The sequence below is a fragment of the Pseudomonas sp. DF11 genome (assembly GCF_058148565.1).
Genome location: NZ_JBYVYN010000006.1, coordinates 134,962 through 159,990, shown reverse-complemented (window position 1 = coordinate 159,990; position 25,029 = coordinate 134,962). Strand labels below are relative to the sequence as shown.

Sequence of the window (25,029 nt, the reverse complement as noted above, 5' to 3'; positions counted from 1 at the left end):
ATCTATCCAGAAAAAAATGCAAAGACCCGCCGATCGGGCCCGGCAACACCCGCAGCCCAATGCCGGCAAGAACCATCGAAAAGGCTACGGCTCGATGTGGCGACGATTGACCTTGGCCATCGGCAAGGGAATCAGCTTGCCCATCGGCTCGCGACGCGCCTGGCGTACCGGGCGCAGCCCGACCGCAATCTTGCGCGCCACCAATAGATAGAAACCGCCGCCAGACAGTTGCCAGTCACCGGCCTTGCGCTCCCAGCCGGCCAGGCGCGCCTGCCACTTGGGCGAGGCAAGCGGCGGACGATAGCACCCGAAGCGGCGTTTCTCCAGCGCGAAGCCCAGCAGGTTGAGCCAGTCGCCGACCCTTGAGGCCGAGATGCAGCGGGCCTGGCGCAAGGCGTCGTGGGCGAACACGTGACGCAACCCCCAACTGCTCCAGGGATTGATACCGACGATCAACAGATGGCCACCGGGACGCACGCTGCTGGCGGCTTCACGCAGCAAGCCATGGGGCGACAGGCAGAAGTCCAGGCCGTGCTGCAAGACCACGACGTCGGCGGCATGTTCGCTCAAGGGCCAGGCCTGCTCCTCGCAGACGATCTCCACCCCGGGCAACGGCGCGCCCAGGCGCACGTTACGCTGGACCTGCGGTGCCGACGGCGGGGTCTGGGCCGAAGGCCCGTAATGCACCAGGTAGCCGCCGAAGAACCGACCCAACTCGTCTTCGAGCATGCGCCGTTCTTCTTCCAGCAAAAATTGCCCGACAGGGCCGGACAGCCATTCACGGGCGGCGCTGATCAACGCCAGCCAGTCAGGATCAGCCTGAGCGAACGCTTCATCGGTCATTGCATTCTCCAACGCGTCAGGAAGTTCTAAGATGCGCCTTTGTTTTCCGCTTGGCGAATTCCACGATGATACAGATCAGTGCCCTGCCCGCATTCACCGATAACTACATCTGGTTGTTACAGGATCACGCCACCCAGCGCTGCGCCGTGGTCGACCCGGGTGACGCCGCGCCAGTGCAGGCCTGGCTCGAAGCCCATCCGGGCTGGGTCCTGAGCGACATCCTGGTCACCCACCATCACCATGACCATGTCGGCGGCGTCCAGGCGCTGAAAAATGCGACGAATGCCATCGTCCATGGCCCGGCCAGCGAAAACATCCCGGCGCGGGACCAGGCCCTCAATGACAACGACACGGTCAGCGTGCTCGGCTGGGACTTCGATGTCTACGCCGTGCCTGGCCATACGCTGGGACACATCGCCTACTACCACCATGGTTTGCTGTTCTGTGGCGACACCCTGTTCGCCGCCGGTTGCGGCCGGCTCTTCGAAGGTACGCCGGCACAAATGCACCACTCGCTCAGTCGCCTCGCCGCCCTGCCTGAAGATACGCTGGTCTACTGCACCCATGAATATACCCTCGGCAACCTGAAATTCGCCGCCGCAGTGGAGCCAGGCAACCCGGACATCGCCGCCCGCCTGGAAAAAGTCAGCCGGCAACGCAGTGAAGGCATCATGACGCTGCCCTCGACCCTGGCCCTGGAAAAGCTCACCAATCCATTCCTGCGCACGGCTGAAACATCCGTTAAACAAAAAGCAGACGAACGGAGCGGCCAGCGAAACCAGACGCCGAGTGAGGTTTTTGCTGCCTTGAGGGCTTGGAAAGATACGTTCTAAGGCAGCTATCGATTGATACAAAAATTCTGAAAGGTTGACCTGTTGGGGTGCGCTTCCTAGAATCGGCCGACATTTTTGCCCGGAACTTACTTCCAGCCAATGTCGTCATCTATACGCAGGTCCGTCCAGTCAGACACATTGACCCGCTTGGCTCAAGCCATCGCGGTGGCTGTGTCCGCCACTTTGGCGGGCTGCCAGAGCACGAGCCAGCTGCCGCAGACAGACGCGGCCCACACGCCGAATATCGCCGCTCGCGCCAAACAGAAGCCGGTATGGCTCAGCGAGAAACCCAGTCCCCAAGTCCCCCAGGACATCTGGGAGCGCATGCGCCAGGGCTTCCAACTGCAGGAAACCGCCGGCGTCAATCCACGCATCGAGCAACAGCGCCTGTGGTTCGCCAGCAACCCTTCCTTCCTGGAAAACGCCGGCGAGCGCGGCAGCCTGTACATCCATTACATCGTCGAACGCCTCGAAGAGCGCAACATGCCGCTGGAGCTGGCGCTGCTGCCAGTGATCGAGAGTGCCTACAACCCCATGGCCTATTCCCGGGCCAACGCAGTGGGCCTTTGGCAATTCATCCCGTCCACGGGGCGTTACTTCAACCTGCGCCAGACCCGTTTCTATGACGGACGTCGCGATATCACCGCTTCCACCACGGCCGCCATGGACTACCTGACGCGCCTGCATGACATGTTCAACGGCGACTGGTTGCTGGCGCTGGCGGCCTACAACGCCGGCGAAGGCACGGTCAGCCGCGCCATCGAGCGCAACGAGAAGCTCGGCCTGCCCACCGACTACTGGAACCTGCCGCTGCCCAGCGAGACCCAGGCCTATGTGCCGAAGCTGCTGGCGCTGTCCCAGGTTGTGCTGTCGCCCGATGCCTATGGCGTGAACCTCAACCCGATCGCCAACGAACCTTACTTCCAGGTCGTCGAAATCAACCAGCGCATGGACCTGTCCAAGGTCGCGGCAGTGGCCAACATCGACGAAGACGAGCTGTTCCAGCTCAACCCGGCCTTCAAGCAGCGCACCACCATCGACGGCCCGCAGCACCTGCTGGTGCCGACATCCAAGGCCCAGTTGCTGACCGCCAGCCTGTCGACCATGCGCCCGGAAGAGCTGATCAGCCAGCGCTCGCTCAAACCAGTCTTTGAAAACGTCGACGACAGCGAGGTGGAAGGCGCAAGACGCACCTACCGCGTCAAGCGCGGCGAGAACCTGGCCCAGATCGCCAAGGCCAACAACGTCCAGACCAAAGACCTGCAACGCTGGAACAAACTCAGTGGCAACAAGCTCAAGGTCGGCCAGACCCTGGTGATGCAGGATGCCAAGGCCACCGGCAAGCGCATCAGCACCGTGATAGCCGCCAATACCAAGGACCAGAAGAAGCAGACCCAGTACAAGGTCAAGCAAGGCGACTCGCTGTATGTGGTAGCCAAGCGCTTCAACGTGGAAATGCAGCACCTCAAGCGCTGGAACCCGCGGATGGGCAAGGCACTCAAGCCTGGGCAGATGCTGACGGTCTACTCCCCGCACTAAGGTGACCGGGGAGCTTTGTGTGGTGAGGGGTTCATCTGTGGGAGCAAGGCTTGCCCGCGATGGCCACACTGCGGTTTAACAGTTGAACCGCGATATCGTTCATCGCGGGCAAGCCTTGCTCCCACAGGTCAAGCTCCCACAAAGAGGATAAATCCCCTCACCAAAGGTCCTGCGCTCGACCGGTATCCGCTTAGCCGACTGCCCCCCCTTCTAAACCCCGCCTTTTTCCTGCCGATACAAGCTGTTACTGTACAGGCCATAAAAGCCCAAGCCGCCTGGTTCGGATCTCAGATTTGACACGTCCCCTCCTCCTGCTCCTGATCAGCCTGGCCTTGAGCTTCCCCGCCAGCGCAACCATCAGCGAAAGCCATGGCTATGCGCAGTTCGGCACGCTCAAGTACCCGGCCAGGTTCACCCACTTCGACTGGGTCAACCCGCAAGCGCCCAAGGGCGGAGTCCTGCGGGTCATGGCGTTTGGCACCTTCGATACGCTCAACCCCTATACATTCAAGGGCAGCAGCCCGGTTTCCACGCCCAACTTCCTGCAATATGGCATCAATGAGCTGAACGAGCCGTTGATGGTCGGCACCGGCCAGTACGCCCCGTCCGGTGATGAGCCGACGTCCAGCTATGGCCTGATCGCCCAATCGGTGGAGTACAGCGAAGACCGCAGTTGGGTGGTGTTCAACCTGCGACCCGAAGCACGGTTTCACGATGGCGTGCCGATCACCGCCTATGACGTGGCGTTCTCCTACAGGACGCTGCTCAAGGATGGCCATCCGCAATACCGCACCAACCTCCAGGAAGTGCTGCGGGTCGACATTCTCAACCCGCTGAAAATCCGCTTTGTCTTCAAGCGCGCGGGCAACCCGTTGCTGATCCTGCGCCTGGGCGAGTTGCCGGTGTTGCCGCAGCATTACTGGAAAGACCGCGACTTCAAGGCGACGACCTTCGAACCGCCCCTGGGCAGCGGACCTTATCGCATCACCAAAGTACAGCCAGGCCGCCAACTGGTGTTCGAACGGGTCAAGGATTACTGGGGCAAGGACCTGCCGGTCAATCGCGGCAAGTACAACGTCGACCGCATGGACGTGGAGTTCTACCGCGACAGCGAAGTCGCCTTCGAAGCCTTCAAGGCCGGCGAGTTCGATATCTACATCGAACACCAGGCCAAGAACTGGGCCAACGGCTATGACTTCCCGGCGATCAAGCGCGGCGACGTGATCAAGGCGCAGATTCCCCACCAGATCCCGACCCAGACCCAGGGCCTGTTCATGAACACTCGACGCGGCACGTTTGCCGAGGTCAAGGTGCGTGAAGCCCTGGGGCTGATGTTCGATTTCGAGTGGACCAACCGCACCTTGTTCAGCGGCGCCTACAAGCGCACCCTCAGTTACTACCCCAACAGCGAATTCTCCGCTACCGGCCTGCCGGTGGGCCATGAATGGCTGTTGCTCAAGCCGTATCGGGAACAATTGCCGGCCAGACTGCTCACCGAACCCTTCAGCTTGCCCAAGACCGACGGGCGCGGCATTCCCCGGGAAACCCTGCGCAAAGCCCTGGGGTTATTGAAGGAGGCCGGCTGGACCCTCAACGGCCAGCGCCTGGTGAACGCCGACGGCCAGCCCCTGAGCTTCGAAATCCTGCTGGTGAACCCGAACCTTGAGCGCATCCTGCAACCCTACGTCGAGAACCTCGCCAGCATCGGTATCCAGGCCCGGCTGCGCACGGTGGACCGCGCCCAGTACAAGCAGCGCCTGGACCAGTTCGACTTCGACATGATCCTGCTGACCTTGAACCAGACCCTCAGCCCGGGCCTGGAGCAATGGCAGTACTTCCACTCCAGCCAGGTCGGGGTCAAGGGCAGCAAGAACTACGCCGGGATCGCCAACCCGGTGGTCGACCATCTGCTGGAAAAGCTGCTCGCCGCCCAGACCCGCGACGAACAGGTCGCCGCCGGCAAGGCCCTGGATCGTGTGCTGCTGTGGCAGCATTACTGCATTCCCAACTGGTATCTCAATTATCATCGCCTGGCGTACCGCAACCGGTTCGCCTTCGTCACCACGCCGCCCTACACCCTTGGCCTGAGCGCATGGTGGCTGAAATCTTCGGAGAAAGATCAATGAAGCCTTTTCGCGCCCTGCTCCTGCAGGCCAGCGGCCTGTTATTCGCCGGGCTGGCCTGTGCCGCGCCGCAGCATGCCGTGACCTTGTACAACGAGCCACCGAAGTACCCGGCCGACTTCAAGCATTTCGACTACGTCAACCCGGACGCACCCAAGGGCGGCGTGTTCCGCCAGGGCGGCTTCGGTGGCTTCGACAGCCTCAACCCGTTCATCAGCAAAGGCGTGCCCGCCGATGACATTGGCTTGATCTACGACACCCTGGCCAAGCAGGGCCTGGACGAACCGTTCACCGAATATGGCCTGATCGCCGAAAAAATCGAGAAAGCCCCGGACAATGGCTGGGTGCGCTTCTACCTGCGTCCCGAAGCCCGGTTCAACGACGGCCATTCGGTGCGCGCAGAAGACGTGGTCTTCAGCTTCCAGACCCTGACCAAGGACGGCGCACCGATGTTTCGCGGCTATTACAACGACGTCGCCGAAGTCATCGCCGAAGAACCGCTCAAGGTGCTGTTCAAATTCAAGCACACCAATAACCGCGAGCTGCCGCTGATCCTCGGCCAACTGCCGGTATTGCCGAAACACTGGTGGGCCGAGCGCGACTTCAGCAAGGGCAACCTGGAGATCCCCCTGGGCAGCGGTCCCTACAAGGTCACTGAAGTGAAGGCCGGTCGCTCGATCCGCTATGAACGGGTGAAGGACTACTGGGGCAAGGACTTGCCGGTCAATCGCGGCTTCTACAATTTCGACGTGCTGGTCACCGACTACTATCGTGACAACACCGTCGCGGTCGAGGCCTTGAAAGCCGGGCAATTCGATTTCTGGCTGGAAATGACCGCCAAGAACTGGGCCAATGCCTACAACATCCCGGCCGTGACCGAAGGCCGGTTGATCAAGGAACAGATTCCCAACGGCAACCCCACTGGCATGCAGGGCTTCGTCTACAACCTGCGCCGTCCGATCTTCCAGGATGTGCGAGTGCGCAAGGCCTTGAGCCTGTTGCTGGATTTCGAGTGGACCAACAAGCAACTGTTCAACGGCGCCTATGCCCGTACCCGCAGCTATTTCGAGAATTCGGAAATGGCCGCCACCGGCTTGCCCGGCGAAGACGAGTTGAAAATTCTCGAACCCCTGCGCGGCAAGATTCCCGAGCAGGTCTTCACCGAAGCCTTCCAGCCTTCGGTGTGCGACGGCAGCGGGATGCTCCGCGACCAGCAGCGCAAGGCTTATCAATTGCTGCAAGAAGCCGGCTGGCGCATCGTCAACGACAAAATGGTCGATGCCCAAGGCAAACCGGTGGTGCTGGAGTTCCTGCTGGCCCAGACCGAGTTCGAGCGGGTGCTGCTGCCGTTCAAGCGCAACCTGAGCGACCTGGGCATCGAACTGGTCATCCGTCGGGTAGACGTGTCCCAGTACATCAATCGCGTACGCTCCAGGGATTTCGACCTGGTGGTGGGCAGCTTCCCGCAATCCAGCTCGCCGGGGAACGAGCAGCGCGAGTTCTGGATGTCCGCCGCCGCTGACAAGCCCGGCAGCCGCAACACCATGGGCCTGAAGGATCCGGCCGTGGACCAACTGGTGGAACAACTGATCAACGCCGATTCGCGCAAGAGCCTGGTGGCCCACGCCCGAGCACTGGACCGGGTTTTGCAATGGGGTTACTACGTAATCCCCAACTGGCACATCAAGACCTGGCGCGTGGCCTACTGGAACCACATCGGCCACCCGAAAATCACGCCGACCTATGACATCGGTACCACGACCTGGTGGGTCAAGCCGGACACCAAGCCGGCCATCGAAGTAGAAAAACAAGTCATGGAACAACAGATCAACGCCGCCCCCGCGAGCGTGGAGTAACCCGATGCTGGCTTATATCTTCCGGCGACTGCTGCTGATCATCCCGACGCTGTTCGGCATCCTGTTGATCAACTTCGTCATCATCCAGGCCGCGCCCGGCGGGCCGGTGGAACAGATGATCGCCAAGCTCGAGGGCTTCGAGGGCGCCACCAGCCGCATTGCCGGCGGCGGCGCCGAAGTGTCGGTGGCGGGTTCCTCCTATCGCGGCGCCCAAGGCCTGGACCCGGGGCTGGTCAAGGAAATCGAGCGCATGTACGGCTTCGACAAGTCGGCGCCCGAACGCCTGTGGATCATGATCAAGAACTACGCCCACCTGGACTTCGGCGACAGCTTCTTTCGCGATGCCAAGGTCATCGACCTGATCAAGGAAAAGATGCCGGTGTCCATTTCCCTCGGGTTGTGGAGCACGCTGATCATGTACCTGGTGTCGATCCCGCTGGGGATCGCCAAGGCTACCCGCCATGGCAGCCATTTTGACGTATGGACCAGTTCGGCGATCATCGTCGGTTACGCGATCCCTTCGTTCCTGTTCGCCATCCTGCTGATCGTGGTGTTTGCCGGCGGCAGTTATTTCGACTGGTTCCCGTTGCGCGGGCTGACCTCCAACAACTTCGACGAATTGAGCATGGGCGGCAAGATCCTCGATTACTTCTGGCACCTGGCCCTGCCCGTGACCGCCCTGGTGATCGGTAACTTCGCCACCATGACCCTGCTGACCAAGAACAGCTTCCTCGACGAAATCAACAAGCAATACGTAGTCACCGCCAAGGCCAAGGGCCTGACCCGCCATCGGGTGCTCTACGGCCACGTCTTCCGCAACGCCATGCTGCTGGTGATTGCCGGCTTCCCTTCGGCGTTCATCGGGATCTTCTTTACCGGTTCGCTGCTGGTGGAAGTGATCTTCTCCCTCGACGGCCTGGGCCTGATGAGTTTCGAAGCAGCGATCAACCGCGACTACCCGGTGGTGTTCGGCACGCTGTTCATCTTCACCCTGCTGGGACTGGTGGTGAAACTGATCGGCGACTTGACCTACACCTTTGTCGATCCGCGCATCGACTTCGAAAGCCGGGAGCATTGAGATGAATCTGTCCCCTCTCAATCGCCGCCGTTTCGAACTGTTCAAGGCCAACAAGCGAGGCTGGTGGTCGCTGTGGCTGTTTTTGATCCTGTTCGGGCTGAGCCTGGGCGCCGAGTTGATCGCCAACGACAAGCCGCTGGTGATCCATTACGACGATGGCTGGTATTTCCCGGCCCTCAAGCGCTACCCGGAAACCACCTTCGGCGGCGAATTCCCCCTGGAAGCCAACTACAAGAGCCCGTACATCCGTGAGCTGTTGGCCGCCAAGGACGCCTGGGTGCTGTGGGCGCCGATTCCGTTCAGCTACCAGAGCATCAACTACGACCTGAAGGTCCCGGCCCCGGCACCGCCCTCTTCCGTGAACTGGCTGGGAACCGACGACCAAGGGCGCGATGTGCTGGCCCGGGTCATCTATGGCTTCCGCATCTCGGTGCTGTTCGCCCTGACCCTGACACTGCTCAGCTCGATCATCGGCGTGATCGCCGGTGCCTTGCAGGGCTTCTATGGCGGCTGGATCGACCTGGCCGGCCAGCGTTTCCTGGAGATCTGGTCCGGGCTGCCAGTGCTGTACCTGCTGATCATCCTGGCCAGTTTCGTCCAGCCGAATTTCTGGTGGCTGCTGGGCATCATGCTGCTGTTCTCGTGGATGAGCCTGGTGGACGTGGTCCGCGCCGAGTTCCTGCGCGGGCGCAACCTGGAGTACGTGCGCGCCGCGCGGGCGTTGGGCATGCAGAACGGCGCCATCATGTTCCGCCACATCCTGCCCAATGCCATGGTCTCGACCATGACCTTCATGCCGTTCATCCTCACCGGTGCCATTGGCACCCTCACCGCCCTGGATTTCCTCGGTTTCGGCCTGCCGCCCGGCGCGCCGTCCCTGGGCGAGCTGGTGGCCCAAGGCAAATCCAACCTCCAGGCGCCGTGGCTGGGCATCAGCGCATTCGCGGTGCTGGCCCTGATGCTGAGCCTGCTGGTGTTCATCGGCGAGTCCGCTCGCGATGCCTTCGATCCGAGGAAGTGATATGAACCAGGACAATCTGATCGAAGTGCGCGACCTGGCGGTAGAGTTCATTGTCGGCGAACGCCGCCAGCGCGTGGTCGAGGGGGTCAGCTTCGATATCAAGCGCGGCGAAACCCTGGCCCTGGTGGGTGAAAGCGGCTCGGGCAAATCGGTCACCGCCCACTCGATCCTGCGTTTGCTGCCCTACCCGCTGGCCCATCACCCGACCGGGACCATCCAGTACGCCGGCCAGAATCTCCTGGGGTTGAAGGAAAAAACCATCCGCCACATCCGCGGCAACCGGATCGCGATGATTTTCCAGGAGCCGATGACGTCCCTCAATCCGCTGCACTCCATTGAAAAACAGATCAATGAAGTGCTCGGCATCCACAAGGGTTTGAGCGGCAAGGTCGCGACCCGCCGAACCCTTGAATTGCTGGAGCTGGTTGGCATCCCCGAACCGCACAAGCGCCTGAAGGCCCTGCCCCATGAATTGTCCGGTGGCCAGCGCCAGCGGGTGATGATCGCCATGGCCCTGGCCAACGAGCCGGAATTGCTGATCGCCGACGAGCCGACCACCGCCCTGGACGTCACTGTCCAGCTGAAAATCCTCCAACTGCTCAAGGAACTGCAGGCGCGACTGGGCATGTCGCTGCTACTGATCAGCCACGATTTGAACCTGGTGCGCAGAATTGCCCATCGCGTATGTGTCATGCAGCGCGGTTGCATCGTCGAACAGGCGTCGTGCGAAGAGTTGTTCCGCGCGCCGCAGCATCCGTACACTCGGGAGCTGCTGGGCGCCGAACCCAGCGGCACCCCGGCAACCAATGTAATCGGCCCGCCGCTGCTGCAGGTCGAGGACCTCAAAGTCTGGTTCCCGATCAAGAAAGGCCTGTTCAAACGCACCGTGGACTACATCAAGGCCGTGGACGGCATCCGTTTCAGCCTGCCCCAGGGCCAGACCCTGGGCATCGTTGGCGAAAGCGGTTCCGGCAAGTCCACCCTGGGGTTGGCGATCTTGCGGTTGATCGGCAGCCAGGGCGGAATCCGCTTTGAGGGCAAACAGCTCGATAGCCTGACACAGCAACAGGTCCGGCCTCTGCGGCGGGAGATGCAAGTGGTGTTTCAGGACCCGTTCGGTAGCCTGAGCCCACGGATGTGTGTAAGCCAGATCGTCGGCGAAGGCCTGCGGATCCACAAGATCGGCACCGCAGCCGAACAGGAACAAGCGATAATCGCGGCCTTGAAGGAGGTAGGCCTGGACCCGGAGACCCGGAACCGCTACCCCCATGAATTTTCCGGAGGGCAACGCCAGCGTATCGCCATTGCCCGGGCCTTGGTGCTCAAGCCGGCGTTGATTCTGCTGGATGAGCCGACGTCGGCCCTGGACCGCACCGTGCAACGCCAGGTGGTGGAGCTGTTACGGTCGTTGCAAACCAAGTACAACCTGACGTACCTGTTTATCAGCCATGACCTGGCTGTCGTCAAAGCGCTGAGCCACCAATTGATGGTGGTCAAGCATGGCCAAGTGGTCGAACAAGGTGATGCCCGCAGCATATTTGCCGCGCCGCAACACCCCTATACACAGCAGTTGCTGGAGGCCGCCTTCCTGGCCCCAACAACTGCCGAATAACCTGAAAGAGGAGCAACACATGGGTTTTCTCGCCGGTAAGCGCGTACTGATCGTCGGTGTCGCCAGCAAGCTGTCCATCGCATCCGGCATCGCCGCCGCCATGCATCGCGAGGGCGCTGAGCTTGCCTTCACTTATCAGAACGACAAGCTGAAAGGTCGTGTAGAAGAGTTCGCGCAAGGCTGGGGTTCGAGCCCTGAGCTGTGCTTCCCGTGCGACGTGGCCAGCGATGAAGAAATCGCCAAGGTCTTCGAAGAACTGAGCAAGAAGTGGGACGGCCTGGACTGCATCGTGCACTCCGTGGGCTTCGCCCCGGGCGACCAACTGGACGGCGACTTCACCGAAGCCACCACCCGCGAAGGTTTCCGCATTGCCCACGACATCAGCGCCTACAGCTTCGTCGCCCTGGCCAAAGCCGGTCGCGAAATGATGAAGGGCCGCAACGGCAGCCTGCTGACCCTGTCGTACCTGGGCGCCGAGCGCACCATGCCGAACTACAACGTCATGGGCATGGCCAAGGCTTCCCTGGAAGCCGGTGTGCGCTACCTGGCCGGCTCCCTGGGTCCGGAAGGCACCCGCGTCAACGCCGTATCGGCCGGCCCGATCCGCACCCTCGCCGCCTCCGGCATCAAGAACTTCCGCAAAATGCTGGCCGCCAACGAAGCGCAAACCCCGCTGCGTCGCAACGTCACCATCGAAGAAGTCGGCAACGCCGGCGCCTTCCTGTGCTCGGACCTGGCATCGGGCATCAGCGGTGAAATCATGTACGTGGACGGCGGCTTCAACACCACTGCCATGGGCAACATCGAAGAATAATCTTCATCCGCGCCACGCGTAAAAGCGCCGCTCGTCCTGAAAAGGGCAAGCGGCGTTTTTTATGGCTGATTGTCTGATTGCACCGCACTACCCGTGGGCGCGAGCAGGCTCGCACCCACAGGGATCAGCCTGTGCTAGCTGCGTAGCACCTGCTTATGCGCGTACATCGCTGCATCGGCGTCAGCCAATAGCTTGTCGATCGACTGATGGCGCTGGGCGTCGTACTCGATCTGACCGACGCTGAACCGAATGTCATAGCCACGCTGCAACATCGCATTGCGCTCATCGAGGATTTCCTCGAGCCGCGCCATGATCGCCGCGGTCTCGACATGGGACGAACCGGTGAGCAACGCCACGAACTCATCACCACCCAGGCGACCGATCACATCACTTTCGCGAAAGGCGATACGCAGCACATCGGCGAAGGTCTTTAGCGCGCTGTCACCCTCCGCATGCCCATAACGGTCATTGATCGGCTTGAAGTCGTTGAGGTCGAAGTACAGCAGCGTCGCCGGGCGCGACAAGCGATCACACACATTCAACGCATGCTGGGCCAAGGTCCTGAAGCCGCGTCGATTGGACAGCAGCGTCAGTTCGTCCATGCTCGCCATCTGCACCGCGACCATTTCCTGCTCGGCCATGCGCGCCAGGTCGCGCAATAGTTCGCGTTCCTCATCATTGAGCTTGCGCGGCCGGGTGTCGAGCAGGCACAACGTGCCGAGCTTGCTGCCATCCTCCAGCTCGAGCGGATGCCCGGCATAGAAACGAATGCCAGGCGCGTCCGTGACCAGTGGGTTGTCGTGGAAGCGCTCGTCCTGCTCCGCATCGCAGACCTCCAGGATCCGATCCTGCAGAATCGCATGCCCACAGAAGGAAATCTCCCGCGGGGTCTCGCTAATGTCCAAGCCGGCGCTGGATTTGAACCACTGCCGGTTGGCGTCTATCAGTGACACCAGCGCGATAGGCACGTCAAACAGACGGCGGGCAAGGCGGGTCAGGCGGTCAAACCGTTCTTCGGGTGCGGTATCAAGCAGCTTGAGCGAGTGCAGACTCTTGAGGCGAGCGGCTTCGTCGTCCGGTTTGCGTGGCGCAAGCATCGAAAACTCCATTGGCGGGTCTTCATGAAGTCTAGTCCAGGACCCCTGCCGTTCAAATCGAACGGCTAAATCCAACGGGCATTTGCCGGCCAGGGCTAATACACTGCCACCCAGGTTCAAGACGAGGACGCCGACCGATGAAGCACGCCCCCCACGACGCCGCCCCTCGCTTCTGGCGCGACGCGGCCCTGCCCTTCATCGAAGCCCGGGCCATCGCCGATGGGCGCAAGGTCTGCTATTCGCGCCATTCCCATGACCATTTTTCCATAGGTGCGATCACCGCCGGGCGCAGCACATACATTCACGAACGGTCGAGTTTCCAAGTACAGAGCGGCACGGTGGTGCTGATGAACCCCGGCGATGTCCATGCGTGCAACCCGATCGACGATCAGCCGTGGTCCTACCTGATGTTGTACGTCGACACCCAGTGGCTTCGGGACTTGCAGCGCCGTATCGGCTTTGACGAAAACCTGGATTTCCAGGGCTTCGCAACCACCCACAGTCGCGATATCGAGCTGTTTACTGGCCTGCAAAGGTTGTATGAGCAACTGGTGGATGAACAGGTCGGCACCAACCACAAGCGCACCGCCGCCGAGACGTTCTTCACTGACCTGCAACAACGGCTCAACCCCGCCGGCCGGCCGGACCGTGGCAGCCATCCGGGGCTGATGCGAGCGGCGCAGTTCATCCATGACCATTGCACCGAAGCGTTGAAGCTCGACGACATCTGCGCCGCCGCGCAACTCTCGCCGTCTTACCTGAGCCGCGCCTTCAAGCACCATTACGGGATGACGCCCCATGCCTTCCTGGTCAACCGCCGGATCCAGTTTGCCCGACGCCAGTTGCGCGAAGGCAAGCTGATCGCCGACGTGGCGCTGGACAGTGGGTTTGCCGACCAGGCGCATTTCCAACGCGCCTTCAAGCAACACCTGGCGGCTACGCCGGGCCAATATCGCGGCTGACACCGCCCCGCACTTCTGTGGCGAGGGGATTTGTCCCCTCGCCACAGAAGGAGGCCCTCGCAACTCAAGGCAACAACAGATACACCGCACTGGCCACCAGCAACACCGCCATCGCCCGGTTGAACAGCCGCATGGTCGCCGGATTCCCCAGCCAGGTGCGCAGAAAACTCCCGGCGTAGGCCCAGCAACCCACCGAGACATAGCAGATCACCAGGTAGATCGCCGCAAACTGCCACACCAGCCGCGCCTCGCCATCGGCCACGAATGCCCCCATCCCCGCCACGCAAGCCAGCCACGCCTTGGGGTTGAGCCATTGCATCAGCGCGCCATAGAACATCGAAGGCGCCCGCCCATCCTCTTCGTCGCCCAGGTGCCCGTTATCCATCGCCAGTTTCCAGGCCATGAACAATAGAAACCCCACACCGCCCAGTTGCACCACCCGCGTGAGCCCAGGCCAGCGTTGCAGCACTTCATGCAACCCCAGCCCCATCAGTACCAGCAGCAAGACAAAGCCCAGGGTCGCACCGCCTACATGGCGCAAGGTGGCGCGAAACCCATACCGAGCCCCGGAGCTGAGGGCCACGATGTTGACCGGTCCCGGCGTGATGGAGGCGACCAGGGCAAACGCCGCCATGGAAAATATCAGGCTCATCGCATACCTTCTTTCATGTCTGTGAAGTGGCGATCAGGGTAAGTGGCCCGTTACGGCGGGTATTGAAGAAAACTGCCTAATGAGGACAAGGCAAAACCCTCGCCCACAAAAAAGCCGCGACACCTCGATCAGGCATCGCGGCTTGTTCAGGCGATCAGCGATCGTTCTTGGTCGAAGAGCTGGTCGCGTTGGTCAGGCCCTTGGTGTTATGGGTCCCCGGCGTCGCGGTGGAAATCGCCGAAGCCTTGGTCAGGCCGCGCGTATCACGGTCCTTGGCGATGCTCGAAGTCAGCGAAGCCTTGCTGGTACGGTCAGTTCGGGTGGTGCCGGTGTGCTTGCCGCTCAGGCCATGATCGCGGGTACGAGTGCCGGCGTGGTCGCTGGCCAATCCTTTGCCAAGGCCGCTGGAGTCGCCGGACTTGTCGTGGCCCTGGCCACCACCGATACCGCCGCCAATGCCACCGCCGTGGCCCCCGCCATTACCGCCGCCGTTTCCGCCACCATTACCGCCACCACCACCGTTACCACCGCCTGCGGCGTAGCTCGAACCGATAGGCGACAGGTCGGCAGGCAGCAAGGCCGAGGCACCCAGCGCCAAGGCACAGACAGCAACGGCAACGAGGGATTTCTTATGTTTGGACATGATGTCTCCGAAAGACAAAAACAACGGTTGAACCTTTAAGACTCAGAGGTTCAATTTTTGTTCGCGAGCAGCCGACCAAGTGCACGGAAATTCGCTGTCGATTTTTCGGTGGAGTCGCTGCGGACACGGTTCTATGCTCAGCCCCATGAACCTACAAGACTCGCTGCTCCCGCCCCATGCCGAGATGGTCCGCGCCATGCTCGAACGTGACACCGCCTACGAGGGGGTGTTCTTCACTGCGGTCAAGACCACCGGCATTTTCTGTCGCCCCAGTTGCACGGCACGCAAGCCGAAACCGGAGAACGTGGAGTTCTTCGCCCATGCCGACGAAGCCCTGTCGGCCGGCTACCGGGCCTGCCTGCGTTGCAAGCCACTGGACGCCGCCGCCATCGCTCCGGACTGGATCCAGGCCCTGCTCAAGGCTGTAGACGCCGAGCCAGACCTGCGCTGGACCGACGCCCTGCTACTGGAGCAAGGCATTGAACCGCTGAAATTGCGCCGCTGGTTCAAGCAACATTTCGGCATGACCTTTCACGCCTACCTGCGCACCCGCCGCCTGGGCATTGCCCTGGGCGGTATCAAGGAAGGTGCCTCCATCGACAATGCCGCGTTCGATTCCGGTTATGAGTCATTGAGCGGTTTTCGTGACGCCTTCGTGAAATCCTTTCATATCACACCGGGTCGCGCGTCCCTCAGCGAACCCTTGCTGTTCACCCGCCTGACCACACCGTTGGGCCCCATGCTGGCCATGGCCGAGCGCCGCGGCCTGGTACTGCTGGAATTCCTCGACCGCCCGGCCCTGACCAAGGAACTGGAAGAGCTGCAGCAACGCTACGGCTACACCGTTGCGCCGGGCCATAACGCCCATTTGCAACAGATCGAAACCGAACTGGCCGAGTATTTCGCCGGCAAACTCACGGCATTCAAGGTCCCGTTGCACATGCCCGGCAGCGCCTTTGCCGTGCGGGTCTGGGCTGAGCTGCAAAAAATCCCCTACGGCGAAACCCGCAGCTATGGCGCTATCGCCACGGCCCTGGGCAGCCCTGGCGCCAGCCGCGCCGTGGGCCTGGCCAACGGGCAGAATCGCCTGGCTATCGTCATTCCCTGTCACCGAGTGATCGGTGCCGATGGCTCGTTGACCGGCTATGGTGGCGGACAACCGCGCAAGGCATTTCTGCTGCGGCTGGAAAAAGCCGCGGTGCAGGTTTCACTGCCCCTGGCATTTTGAGCGCTCCGGAGTAAGAACACCTGATGCCTGTGCCCTACCACGACGCCAGTGTCTTCCTGGCAGGCCTCGACGAAGACTGGCGCCGTCATGTCGAGGCGATCGGCCCTTGTCTGCTGCTGCCCAAGCCAGCCCGCGAACCCTATGAAGCCCTGGTGCGGGCGATTGCCTACCAGCAGCTGCACGCCAAGGCCGGCGATGCGATTCTGGGGCGGTTGCTGGCGTTGTTCCCGGCGCAGACCTTCCCCAGGCCCGGGCAGATCCTGGCGACAGACGTTATGCAGTTGCGCGGCTGTGGTTTTTCCGCCAGCAAGATCGCGACCATACAGGGCATCGCCCAAGCGGCCCTGGACGGGGTGGTGCCGGATTACGCCACCGCGCGAGCGATGGAGGACGAGGCGTTGATCGAACGCCTGGTCAGCTTGCGCGGCGTCGGGCGCTGGACCGTGGAAATGCTACTGGTCTACAGCCTGGAGCGACCCGACATCCTGCCGGCCGATGACTTCGGCGTACGCGAAGGTTATCGCCGGCTGAAGGGGTTGGAGCAACAGCCCAGCCGCAAGCAAATGGTCGAGATTGGACGGGCGTGGAGCCCTTATCGAACGGTGGCGGCGTGGTATTTGTGGCGAGTGCCCAGGTAATGTTGGCTGTACCGACGCCTTCGCGAGCAAGCTCGCTCCCACACTGACCGAGAGCGGGCAGAACATTTGCGACCGACACAAACTCCCTGTGGGAGCGGGCTTGCTCGCGAAGGCGGTCGCATGGTCACTCTCAATTCAACGATCAAGACACCGACCGTCTAGGCTGTCCTGAGTCATTCCAATCCCCAATTGGAGGTTCCCATGCAGCTAGAAGGTTCCTGCCACTGCGGCGCGGTGTCGTTCAGCCTCGACAGCGCCCACCCCTACCCTTATCAGCGCTGCTACTGCTCGATCTGTCGCAAGACCCAGGGCGGCGGCGGTTTTGCGATTAACCTGGGGGGCGATGCCCGAAGCCTGAAGGTGCGCGGGCGCAAGCACATCTCGATCTACCATGCGCGGCTCAAGGACGAAGGCGACAAACGCGCCCACCGCAGCAGCGCCGAACGGCATTTCTGTGCCCTGTGCGGTTCGGGGTTATGGCTGTTCAGCCCCGAATGGCCGGAACTGGTTCACCCCTTTGCCTCAGCGATCGACACGCCACTGCCAGTACCGCCGGAGCACACCCACCTGATGCTCGGTTCCAAGGCGCCATGGGTGGAAGTCGAGGCGCATCCGGGTGACCAGCGTTTCGAGGTCTATCCCAAGGAGTCGATAGCCCAGTGGCATGAGCGCCTGGGGCTGATTGGTTAAGAGGCAGAGCTGCAAACGACCCTATCGCGAGCAGGCTCGCTCCCACATTTGATCTTCAGTGCTCACAAATAGCGTGTACACAGAAAATCCCTTGTGGGAGCGAGCCTGCTCGCGATGGCGTCAGCCCAGGTAACCCAGCACTACAAAGTCGGCACACCACTGTGGAACCGAAACTCCACATCCGGCGACTCGATCAGTTCCCGCTCGGCGTCGCGGACCTTGTCGATCACCTGGGCAATGTCCTTGGCGTCGCCGTACTGGTAAGCCAGTTTCAGATAACCCTGGAAATGCCGGGCTTCGCTTTTCAGCAAGCCGAAATAGAACTTGCCCAATTCCTCGTCCAGGTGCGGCACCACGGCCTCGAAACGCTCGCAGCTGCGGGCCTCGATGAAGGCACCGACCACCAGGGTGTCCACCAGCTTGACCGGTTCGTGACTGCGCACCACCTTGCGCAGCCCCGAGGCGTAACGCCCGGCGGAGAGCTGGCGCAAACCGATCTTGCGCTTTTTCATCAGGCGCATGACCTGCTCGTGATGCACCAGCTCTTCCCGGGCCAGGCGCGACATCAGATTGATCAGGTCGACATGGGAATGGTATTTGGCGATCAGGCTAAGGGCGGTACTGGCGGCCTTGAACTCGCAGTTCTTGTGGTCGATCAGCAACGTTTCCTGGTCGGCCAGCGCGGCCTGGACCCAGGCATCGGGGGTGCGGCAACCGAGGAATTCGTGAATTTCGGGAAGATTCATGGGGCTCACGGGAAAAAGGTAGTCGAGCGAAGGGCGCCGATTATACCGGCCTGCCCCCAGACCACCAGCCACCGCCGTTGATATGCGTCAAGTCGACGACTCACCCAGAGCAACTAGACTGTTCCACAGTAACTACAGTTGAGCAACGCCAGCCTTTTCATTGCAGGAGAACGCCGATCATGCAAGCCATTCGCAGCATCCTGGTGGTCATTGAGCCCGAACATTCGGAAAGCCTGGCGCTCAAGCGCGCCAAACTGATCGCCGGAGTGACCCAGGCCCACCTGCACCTGCTGGTGTGCGACAAAAAACATGACCATGCCGGCATGCTTAGCGTGCTGAAGGCCGCACTATTGGCGGACGGCTACAGTGTCACCACCGAACAGGCCTGGAACGAAAGCCTCTACGAAACCATCATCGACGTGCAGCAGGCTGAAGGTTGCGGGCTGGTGATCAAGCAGCACTTCCCCGACAGCCCGCTGAAAAAAGCCCTGCTGACCCCGGCGGACTGGAAGCTGCTGCGCCACTGCCCGACCCCGGTGCTGCTGGTGAAAACCGCTGGTTCCTGGAAAGACAAGGTGATCCTGGCGGCCGTCGATGTCGGCAATGCCGATGGCGAGCACCGCCATTTGCATAACACCATCATCGATCACGGCTATGACATTGCCCTGCTGGCCAAGGCACACCTGCATGTGATCAGTGCCCACCCGACACCGATGCTTTCGTCCGCCGACCCGACGTTCCAGCTCAAGGAAACCATCGAGGCCAAGTACCGCGAACAGTGCCGGGCGTTCCAGGCTGAATTCGACATCGACGACCAGCATTTGCACATCGAAGAAGGTCCGGCGGACGTCTTGATTCCCTACATGGCGCGCAAGCTGCAGGCGGCGGTGACGGTGATCGGCACCGTGGCCCGCTCGGGGTTGTCCGGAGTCCTGATCGGCAACACCGCCGAGGCCGTGCTCGATACGCTGGAAAGCGATGTGCTGGTGCTCAAGCCGCAGGAAGTCGAGGATCATCTGGTGGAGTTGGCGGCCAAGGAGTGACACCCCTCGCCACACAAAAAGCTGTCAGCCGCCGATCGCATCCTTCAAGAACCCCGGCGCGATGTAACGCTGGTAATGGGCTTCGGACAGGAGGAAAAATTCCCGATCAATGGCGTCGCGCAGGTCCGGCAGTTCCCAGTCGCGGAATTCCGGCATCAGCACCATGCCATAGGCCTCCAGGTTGTTGATCACCCGCGCGCCCCGGGCGATCAACTGATAGGCCCAGCAGTATTCCGACTGGTGCGGCACAAAGCGGATCTTGCGCGACTCCAGTTGCTGGCGCAGCAATCCGGGGTCGAAAACCTCCAGCTTGGCCACCATCACCTGCACCAACAGCTGCTCCAGGCGCATCCACACCGCGCGTTTCTCCTCCTCGTTGTAGCCGTTCCAGTGAATCACTTCATGGTGGAACCGCTTGCAGCCACGACACACCAGGTCACCGTAGACAGTGGAGCAGAGGCCGACGCAGGGGGTCTTGATGAGCTGGTTGGGCATAGGAAAAAGCACACGCAAAAGCAGGACAGGCCGGCATGTTAGCCCTTTGTCTAAGATTGATCACCCCTCAAACTTTCAGGTCCAACTTACCTTTAATTTTTTTTTCCCGTAGAATCAGCCAGCCTTTTAAGGCGCCAATGTCCGTTAGAAGCTGTTTTCAAAGCGTCACGAGCACAGTCGTTCCTTCAGAGCGGTGTTGGCGAAGGGTCTTTCCAGCGGGGAAAGCCCAACGCCAACCCTCATCAGCTCCCCGTTCTGCAGGCGTAAAACTTTGAAAGCAGCTTCTGTGAGGAACCTACGGAAACTCTGGCGTGGTGGCCCAAAAAGCCCCCGACGCGCATGAGTACCGTGGGTTCCTGGATGAGCGTCCCGGACACCCATTTGGGACCACTGATGAGGGTAATAACTGTGCTTGAAGCCTACCGCAAACATATCGAAGAGCGTGCAGCCCTGGGTATCGTTCCCCAGCCGCTCAACGCCGAACAAACCGCAGGCCTGATCGAGCTGCTGAAAAATCCCCCGGCTGGCGAAGAAGCTTTCCTCGTTGACCTGATCACCAATCGCGTTCCGCCTGGAGTCGACGAGGCTGCCTATGTCAAGGCCGGCTTCCTGTCCGCCCTGGCCAAGGGCCAGGCCCAATCCCCTCTGCTGGACAAGAAGCGCGCCGTTGAACTGCTCGGCACCATGCAGGGCGGCTACAACATCGTGACCCTGGTGGAACTGCTGGACGACGCCGAACTGGCGCCGGTAGCCGCCGAAGAACTCAAGCACACCCTACTGATGTTCGATGCCTTCCACGACGTCGCTGAAAAAGCCAAGAACGGTAACGTTCACGCCAAGGCCGTGCTGCAATCCTGGGCTGACGGCGAGTGGTTCAAGAACCGCCCTGTACTGGCCGACAAGATCAGCCTGCGGGTGTTCAAGGTCACCGGCGAAACCAACACCGACGACCTGTCCCCTGCCCCTGATGCCTGGTCCCGCCCGGACATCCCGCTGCACGCCCTGGCCATGCTGAAAATGGCCCGTGACGGCATCGTGCCTGACGAACAAGGCAAGACCGGCCCGATGAAGCAGATCGAAGAGATGCGTGGCCAAGGCTTCCCGATCGCCTACGTCGGTGACGTGGTCGGTACCGGTTCGTCGCGTAAATCGGCGACCAACTCGGTACTGTGGTTCTTCGGCGACGACGTTCCTTATGTGCCGAACAAGCGCGCCGGCGGCTTCTGCTTCGGCAGCAAGATCGCCCCGATTTTCTACAACACCATGGAAGACGCCGGCGCCCTGCCGATCGAATTCGATGTGTCCAACATGCACATGGGCGACGTGATCGACCTGTACCCGCATGCTGGCAAAGTCTGCAAGCACGGTACCGATGAAGTCCTGGCCACCTTCGAAATGAAGACCCCGGTCCTGTTGGACGAAGTCCGTGCTGGCGGCCGTATCCCGCTGATCATCGGCCGTGGCCTGACCGAGAAGGCACGCGCCGAGCTGGGCCTGCCACCTTCGGACCTGTTCAAGAAGCCGGAAGCACCGGCCGAAAGCACCAAGGGCTTCACCCTGGCGCAGAAAATGGTCGGCAAGGCCTGCGGCGTCAAGGGCGTTCGTCCTGGCACCTACTGCGAGCCTAAGATGACCACCGTCGGCTCCCAGGACACCACTGGCCCGATGACCCGTGACGAACTCAAGGACCTGGCGTGCCTGGGCTTCTCGACCGACCTGGTGATGCAGTCCTTCTGCCACACCGCGGCCTATCCAAAGCCGATCGACGTGACCACCCACCACACCCTGCCTGACTTCATCATGACCCGTGGCGGCGTGTCCCTGCGTCCGGGCGACGGCATCATCCACAGCTGGCTGAACCGCATGCTGCTGCCGGACACCGTCGGTACCGGTGGTGACTCCCACACCCGTTTCCCGATCGGTATCTCGTTCCCGGCCGGTTCCGGCCTGGTGGCCTTCGCCGCTGCCACCGGCGTCATGCCGCTGGATATGCCGGAATCGATCCTGGTTCGTTTCAAGGGCAAGCTGCAACCGGGCGTCACCCTGCGTGACCTGGTACATGCCATCCCTTACTACGCGATCCAGAAAGGCCTGTTGACCGTCGAGAAGAAAGGCAAGAAAAACGCCTTCTCCGGCCGCATCCTGGAGATCGAAGGTCTGGAAACCCTGACCGTCGAGCAAGCCTTCGAACTGTCCGACGCCTCGGCCGAACGTTCGGCTGCCGGTTGCACCATCAAGCTGTCCAAGGAATCGATTGCCGAGTACCTGCAATCGAACATCACCCTGCTGCGCTGGATGATCGGCGAAGGCTACGGCGATGCCCGCACCCTGGAGCGTCGCGCCCAGGCGATGGAAGCCTGGCTGGCCAACCCGGAACTGCTGGAAGCCGACAAGGACGCCGAATACGCCGAAGTCATCGAGATCGACCTGGCCGACGTCAAGGAGCCTGTGCTCTGCGCGCCGAACGACCCGGACGACGCCCGCCTGCTGTCCAGCGTTGCTGGCCAGAAGATCGACGAAGTGTTCATCGGTTCGTGCATGACCAACATCGGTCACTTCCGCGCTGCCGGTAAGCTGCTGGATCAGGTCAAGGGTCAGCTGCCAACCCGCCTGTGGCTGTCGCCGCCGACCAAGATGGACGCTCACCAACTGACCGAAGAAGGCTACTACGGCATCTACGGCAAGGCCGGCGCACGGATGGAAATGCCAGGCTGCTCGCTGTGCATGGGTAACCAGGCACGCGTCGAGCCGAACTCCACCGTGGTGTCGACTTCGACCCGTAACTTCCCGAACCGTCTGGGTGACGGCGCGAACGTCTACCTGGCCTCGGCCGAACTGGCGTCCGTTGCGTCCATCCTGGGTCGCCTGCCGACCGTCGAGGAGTACATGGAATACGCCGGCAAGATCGACAGCATGGCAGCGGACGTATACCGCTACCTGAGCTTCGACCAGATCGCCGAGTTCCGTGAAGCGGCTGCAAACGCCAACATCCCGGTCGTTCAAGCCTAACGCTTCAACGCCCGACTAAAAACGCCGCCCTTCTTGCGAGGGGCGGCGTTTTTTTATGCCTGGGATTTCAATGCTAGCCGGGCCACCGCTTTCGCGAGCAGGCTCGCTCCCACAGGGGGATTTATGGTGAATGCAATTTCACCGAACACCCCGGCCCCCATGTGGGAGCGGGCTTGCTCGCGAAGACGGCGGCCCATCCAACATCAATGCAAGCTGACCCAGCGCTTTCGCGAGCAAGCCCGCTCCCACAGGGGATATGTGGTGAATGGAGAATATATGAACACCCACAACCCCATGTGGGAGCGAGCCTGCTCGTGAAGACGGCGGCCCATCCAACATCAATGCAAGCTGACCCAGCGCTTTCGCGAGCAAGCCCGTCCCCACAGGGATCCAATCAGGCCACGAAGGAATAGACCAACGCGGTAATCGCCACCAGGCCCACCAGCACCACGAAGACATTCGACGCCTGGCCGCGATAGCGGGCCATGGCCGGGACTTTGCGGATGGCGTACATCGGCATCAGGAACAGGATCGCCGCGATGACCGGGCCACCGAGGGTTTCGATCATGCCCAGGATGCTCGGGTTGAGCGTGGCGACGATCCAGCACACTACCAACATGAACGCTGCGGTGAGCCGGTCCAGGGTCTTGGGCGCCGGACGGCGGCCGCTCTTGACGATCAGGCCCTTGAGGCCTTCGCTGGCGCCGATGTAGTGCCCCAGGAACGATTTGGAAATGGCGACAAACGCAATCAGCGGCGCGGCAAAAGCGATGGTCGGGTTGCTGAAATGGTTGGCCAGGTACGACAGGATCGACAGATTCTGCGCCTTGGCCTCAGCCAGTTGCGCCGGGGACAAGGTCAGCACGCAACTGAACACGAAAAACAGCACCATCACCACCATCAGCACATGGGCGCGCGACAGGATCTGCGAACTGCGCTCCTCGGCGTTGCTGCCATAGCGACGCTTCTGGTCCACCGCAAACGCCGAGATGATCGGCGAGTGGTTGAACGAGAACACCATCACCGGGATCGCCAGCCACAGGGTGTGCAGCAGCGCCGAAGGTTCAGGTGGTGTCGACGCCGTGGTCAGGATGCCGCCGTTCCAGTGCGGGATCAGGAACACCGCCAGGAACAGCAGCGCCACGATAAACGGATAGACCATCAGGCTCATCGCCTTGACGATCGCTTGCTCGCCGCAGCGCACCACCGCCAGCAGGCCGAGGATCAGCACCAGGGACAGTACGGCCCGAGGGGGCGGTTGGATATGCAGTTGATGCTCCAGGAAACTGCCCACGGTGTTGGTCAGCGCCACGCTGTAGATCAGCAGGATCGGGAAAATCGCAAAGAAATACAGCAGGGTGATCAACGCACCGGCCTTGAGGCCGAAATGCTCTTCCACCACCTCAGTGATGTCCGCGCCGTCACGACCGGACAACACAAAACGGGTCAGGCCCCGGTGGGCATAGAACGTCATGGGGAACGCCAGCAACGCCAGGATCAACAGCGGCCAGAAGCCGCCCAGACCTGCATTGATCGGTAAGAACAGCGTGCCTGCACCGATGGCGGTGCCAAACAGGCCCAGCATCCACGTGGTGTCCTGACGACTCCATTGGCTGAGGGTGGCTGGGACAGTCGTTTCAAAGCGCTCTTCGACGCTATTGGCCTGATCATTCATCCGGTCGGATCTCCGCTTTCCGGTCACGTGCACCCGGCCGGGACGAGTCGGAAAAACCCGACAGGCAGCGCCCCGACCGAAACAGGGGCGCGATTGTCCGGGATTAGCGAGCAGAAGCAAAGACTTAGCTGAGGAGTGGTTGTGCGGATCAGATTACTCTCATAAAAGATGCCCCCGCATTTCCTGTGAGAGCGAGCGTGCTCGCGAGAGCGAAGGATCAATCGACATTCATGTTGGATGTGCCATCGCCATCGCGAGCAGGCTCGCTCCCACAGTTGGATTGCAGCACGACCGCCAGAGCCAAGTCAGCTGTCAGGCCGCCACAGCGAGCAATCCCCCATAAGAACGACACCAAAACCGAAATGCACATAAAAAGCCGGAACCCCCTGCCCTCTGCTCCTACAATCAGGTTGAATACTTGCAATCGCCCCA

The 25,029-nt window shown here is 61.4% G+C and carries 21 protein-coding genes; 14 read left to right on the top strand and 7 right to left on the bottom strand.

Annotation, left to right across the window (positions count from 1 at the left end; translation table 11 throughout):
• Positions 1-84 precede the first annotated feature (84 nt).
• The gene (locus AC30D9_RS18910; RefSeq protein ID WP_109756037.1) at positions 85-843 is read right to left on the bottom strand and encodes a methyltransferase domain-containing protein; all 759 of its coding nucleotides are present in this window, start codon (positions 841-843) and stop codon (positions 85-87) included.
• 65 nt (positions 844-908) lie between these two features.
• Between AC30D9_RS18910 and gloB the strand changes: the two genes are divergently transcribed.
• The 8 genes from gloB (at position 909) to fabI (ending at position 11,719) form a co-directional block, all read left to right on the top strand.
• The gene (gene gloB, locus AC30D9_RS18905) at positions 909-1,676 is read left to right on the top strand and encodes a hydroxyacylglutathione hydrolase (protein WP_490144582.1); all 768 of its coding nucleotides are present in this window, start codon (positions 909-911) and stop codon (positions 1,674-1,676) included.
• A gap of 99 nt (positions 1,677-1,775) precedes the next feature.
• Entirely contained in the window at positions 1,776-3,215 is a 1,440-nt protein-coding gene (locus tag AC30D9_RS18900) for a transglycosylase SLT domain-containing protein (protein WP_490144581.1), read from the top strand.
• A 293-nt stretch (positions 3,216-3,508) separates the two neighbouring features.
• Entirely contained in the window at positions 3,509-5,341 is a 1,833-nt protein-coding gene (locus AC30D9_RS18895; protein WP_134923985.1) for an extracellular solute-binding protein, read from the top strand.
• Complete coding sequence (locus AC30D9_RS18890; protein WP_490144580.1) at positions 5,338-7,194, top strand: extracellular solute-binding protein; 1,857 nt, start codon at positions 5,338-5,340, stop codon at positions 7,192-7,194. Before AC30D9_RS18895 ends, AC30D9_RS18890 begins: the two co-directional genes overlap by 4 nt.
• Positions 7,195-7,198: 4 nt before the next feature.
• Positions 7,199-8,272 carry a microcin C ABC transporter permease YejB gene (locus tag AC30D9_RS18885; RefSeq protein ID WP_092198160.1) on the top strand — a complete coding sequence of 358 codons (1,074 nt, stop codon included), beginning with the start codon at positions 7,199-7,201 and terminating at the stop codon, positions 8,270-8,272.
• A 1-nt stretch (position 8,273) separates the two neighbouring features.
• Complete coding sequence (locus AC30D9_RS18880; RefSeq protein WP_490144579.1) at positions 8,274-9,293, top strand: ABC transporter permease; 1,020 nt, start codon at positions 8,274-8,276, stop codon at positions 9,291-9,293.
• 1 nt (position 9,294) lies between these two features.
• Positions 9,295-10,905 carry an ABC transporter ATP-binding protein gene (locus AC30D9_RS18875; protein WP_490144578.1) on the top strand — a complete coding sequence of 537 codons (1,611 nt, stop codon included), beginning with the start codon at positions 9,295-9,297 and terminating at the stop codon, positions 10,903-10,905.
• 19 nt (positions 10,906-10,924) lie between these two features.
• Positions 10,925-11,719: an enoyl-ACP reductase FabI gene (gene fabI / locus AC30D9_RS18870; protein ID WP_053153864.1), complete on the top strand. Its 795-nt coding sequence runs from the start codon at positions 10,925-10,927 to the stop codon at positions 11,717-11,719.
• Between the two features lie 134 nt (positions 11,720-11,853).
• Here the strand turns inward: fabI and AC30D9_RS18865 are convergent, their stop codons facing one another.
• Positions 11,854-12,816 carry a GGDEF domain-containing protein gene (locus AC30D9_RS18865; protein WP_490144577.1) on the bottom strand — a complete coding sequence of 321 codons (963 nt, stop codon included), beginning with the start codon at positions 12,814-12,816 and terminating at the stop codon, positions 11,854-11,856.
• A 137-nt stretch (positions 12,817-12,953) separates the two neighbouring features.
• On the opposite strand from AC30D9_RS18865, the gene AC30D9_RS18860 reads away from it, so the two are divergent.
• The gene (locus tag AC30D9_RS18860; RefSeq protein WP_490144576.1) at positions 12,954-13,778 is read left to right on the top strand and encodes a helix-turn-helix transcriptional regulator; all 825 of its coding nucleotides are present in this window, start codon (positions 12,954-12,956) and stop codon (positions 13,776-13,778) included.
• Between the two features lie 64 nt (positions 13,779-13,842).
• Here AC30D9_RS18860 and AC30D9_RS18855 read toward each other — a convergent pair whose 3' ends face one another.
• Together AC30D9_RS18855 and AC30D9_RS18850 are read right to left on the bottom strand one after the other, a co-directional pair.
• Positions 13,843-14,430, bottom strand: coding sequence for a LysE family translocator (locus AC30D9_RS18855; RefSeq protein WP_109756025.1), 588 nt, complete (start codon positions 14,428-14,430; stop codon positions 13,843-13,845).
• 154 nt (positions 14,431-14,584) lie between these two features.
• A complete protein-coding gene (locus tag AC30D9_RS18850) occupies positions 14,585-15,073 on the bottom strand; it encodes a hypothetical protein (protein WP_167659314.1) in 489 nt (162 codons plus the stop codon).
• A gap of 145 nt (positions 15,074-15,218) precedes the next feature.
• Here AC30D9_RS18850 and AC30D9_RS18845 point away from each other — a divergent pair, with 145 nt between their 5' ends.
• The 3 genes from AC30D9_RS18845 (at position 15,219) to AC30D9_RS18835 (ending at position 17,629) form a co-directional block, all read left to right on the top strand.
• Positions 15,219-16,301: a bifunctional transcriptional activator/DNA repair enzyme AdaA gene (locus AC30D9_RS18845; RefSeq protein ID WP_307571002.1), complete on the top strand. Its 1,083-nt coding sequence runs from the start codon at positions 15,219-15,221 to the stop codon at positions 16,299-16,301.
• Positions 16,302-16,324: 23 nt separating this feature from the next.
• Positions 16,325-16,939 carry a DNA-3-methyladenine glycosylase family protein gene (locus AC30D9_RS18840; RefSeq protein WP_490144575.1) on the top strand — a complete coding sequence of 205 codons (615 nt, stop codon included), beginning with the start codon at positions 16,325-16,327 and terminating at the stop codon, positions 16,937-16,939.
• 201 nt (positions 16,940-17,140) lie between these two features.
• On the top strand, positions 17,141-17,629 hold the full coding sequence (locus AC30D9_RS18835; protein ID WP_307571004.1) for a GFA family protein: 489 nt from the start codon (positions 17,141-17,143) through the stop codon (positions 17,627-17,629).
• Positions 17,630-17,769: 140 nt separating this feature from the next.
• Here AC30D9_RS18835 and AC30D9_RS18830 read toward each other — a convergent pair whose 3' ends face one another.
• Entirely contained in the window at positions 17,770-18,375 is a 606-nt protein-coding gene (locus tag AC30D9_RS18830; RefSeq protein ID WP_490144574.1) for a MiaE family protein, read from the bottom strand.
• 179 nt (positions 18,376-18,554) lie between these two features.
• Between AC30D9_RS18830 and AC30D9_RS18825 the strand changes: the two genes are divergently transcribed.
• Positions 18,555-19,418 (top strand): universal stress protein, encoded by an 864-nt coding sequence (locus AC30D9_RS18825; protein ID WP_490144573.1) that lies wholly within the window; start codon positions 18,555-18,557, stop codon positions 19,416-19,418.
• Between the two features lie 24 nt (positions 19,419-19,442).
• On the opposite strand, the gene AC30D9_RS18820 is transcribed toward AC30D9_RS18825, so the two are convergent.
• Complete coding sequence (locus tag AC30D9_RS18820; RefSeq protein ID WP_109756018.1) at positions 19,443-19,913, bottom strand: DUF1289 domain-containing protein; 471 nt, start codon at positions 19,911-19,913, stop codon at positions 19,443-19,445.
• Between the two features lie 408 nt (positions 19,914-20,321).
• Here AC30D9_RS18820 and acnB point away from each other — a divergent pair, with 408 nt between their 5' ends.
• Positions 20,322-22,922 carry a bifunctional aconitate hydratase 2/2-methylisocitrate dehydratase gene (gene acnB, locus AC30D9_RS18815; RefSeq protein WP_134926616.1) on the top strand — a complete coding sequence of 867 codons (2,601 nt, stop codon included), beginning with the start codon at positions 20,322-20,324 and terminating at the stop codon, positions 22,920-22,922.
• Positions 22,923-23,316: 394 nt separating this feature from the next.
• Here acnB and AC30D9_RS18810 read toward each other — a convergent pair whose 3' ends face one another.
• Positions 23,317-24,597, bottom strand: coding sequence for a serine/threonine transporter (locus AC30D9_RS18810; protein WP_490144572.1), 1,281 nt, complete (start codon positions 24,595-24,597; stop codon positions 23,317-23,319).
• Positions 24,598-25,029 lie beyond the last annotated feature (432 nt).

Bases quoted from the DNA above. Each gene is read 5' to 3' on its own strand.
- AC30D9_RS18910 (WP_109756037.1), bottom strand. From the start codon at position 843: ATGACCGATGAAGCGTTCGCTCAGGCTGATCCTGACTGGCTGGCGTTG.
- gloB (WP_490144582.1), top strand. From the start codon at position 909: ATGATACAGATCAGTGCCCTGCCCGCATTCACCGATAACTACATCTGG.
- AC30D9_RS18900 (WP_490144581.1), top strand. From the start codon at position 1,776: ATGTCGTCATCTATACGCAGGTCCGTCCAGTCAGACACATTGACCCGC.
- AC30D9_RS18890 (WP_490144580.1), top strand. From the start codon at position 5,338: ATGAAGCCTTTTCGCGCCCTGCTCCTGCAGGCCAGCGGCCTGTTATTC.
- AC30D9_RS18885 (WP_092198160.1), top strand. From the start codon at position 7,199: ATGCTGGCTTATATCTTCCGGCGACTGCTGCTGATCATCCCGACGCTG.
- AC30D9_RS18880 (WP_490144579.1), top strand. From the start codon at position 8,274: ATGAATCTGTCCCCTCTCAATCGCCGCCGTTTCGAACTGTTCAAGGCC.
- AC30D9_RS18875 (WP_490144578.1), top strand. From the start codon at position 9,295: ATGAACCAGGACAATCTGATCGAAGTGCGCGACCTGGCGGTAGAGTTC.
- fabI (WP_053153864.1), top strand. From the start codon at position 10,925: ATGGGTTTTCTCGCCGGTAAGCGCGTACTGATCGTCGGTGTCGCCAGC.
- AC30D9_RS18865 (WP_490144577.1), bottom strand. From the start codon at position 12,816: ATGCTTGCGCCACGCAAACCGGACGACGAAGCCGCTCGCCTCAAGAGT.
- AC30D9_RS18860 (WP_490144576.1), top strand. From the start codon at position 12,954: ATGAAGCACGCCCCCCACGACGCCGCCCCTCGCTTCTGGCGCGACGCG.
- AC30D9_RS18855 (WP_109756025.1), bottom strand. From the start codon at position 14,430: ATGAGCCTGATATTTTCCATGGCGGCGTTTGCCCTGGTCGCCTCCATC.
- AC30D9_RS18850 (WP_167659314.1), bottom strand. From the start codon at position 15,073: ATGTCCAAACATAAGAAATCCCTCGTTGCCGTTGCTGTCTGTGCCTTG.
- AC30D9_RS18845 (WP_307571002.1), top strand. From the start codon at position 15,219: ATGAACCTACAAGACTCGCTGCTCCCGCCCCATGCCGAGATGGTCCGC.
- AC30D9_RS18840 (WP_490144575.1), top strand. From the start codon at position 16,325: ATGCCTGTGCCCTACCACGACGCCAGTGTCTTCCTGGCAGGCCTCGAC.
- AC30D9_RS18835 (WP_307571004.1), top strand. From the start codon at position 17,141: ATGCAGCTAGAAGGTTCCTGCCACTGCGGCGCGGTGTCGTTCAGCCTC.
- AC30D9_RS18830 (WP_490144574.1), bottom strand. From the start codon at position 18,375: ATGAATCTTCCCGAAATTCACGAATTCCTCGGTTGCCGCACCCCCGAT.
- AC30D9_RS18825 (WP_490144573.1), top strand. From the start codon at position 18,555: ATGCAAGCCATTCGCAGCATCCTGGTGGTCATTGAGCCCGAACATTCG.
- AC30D9_RS18820 (WP_109756018.1), bottom strand. From the start codon at position 19,913: ATGCCCAACCAGCTCATCAAGACCCCCTGCGTCGGCCTCTGCTCCACT.
- AC30D9_RS18810 (WP_490144572.1), bottom strand. From the start codon at position 24,597: ATGAATGATCAGGCCAATAGCGTCGAAGAGCGCTTTGAAACGACTGTC.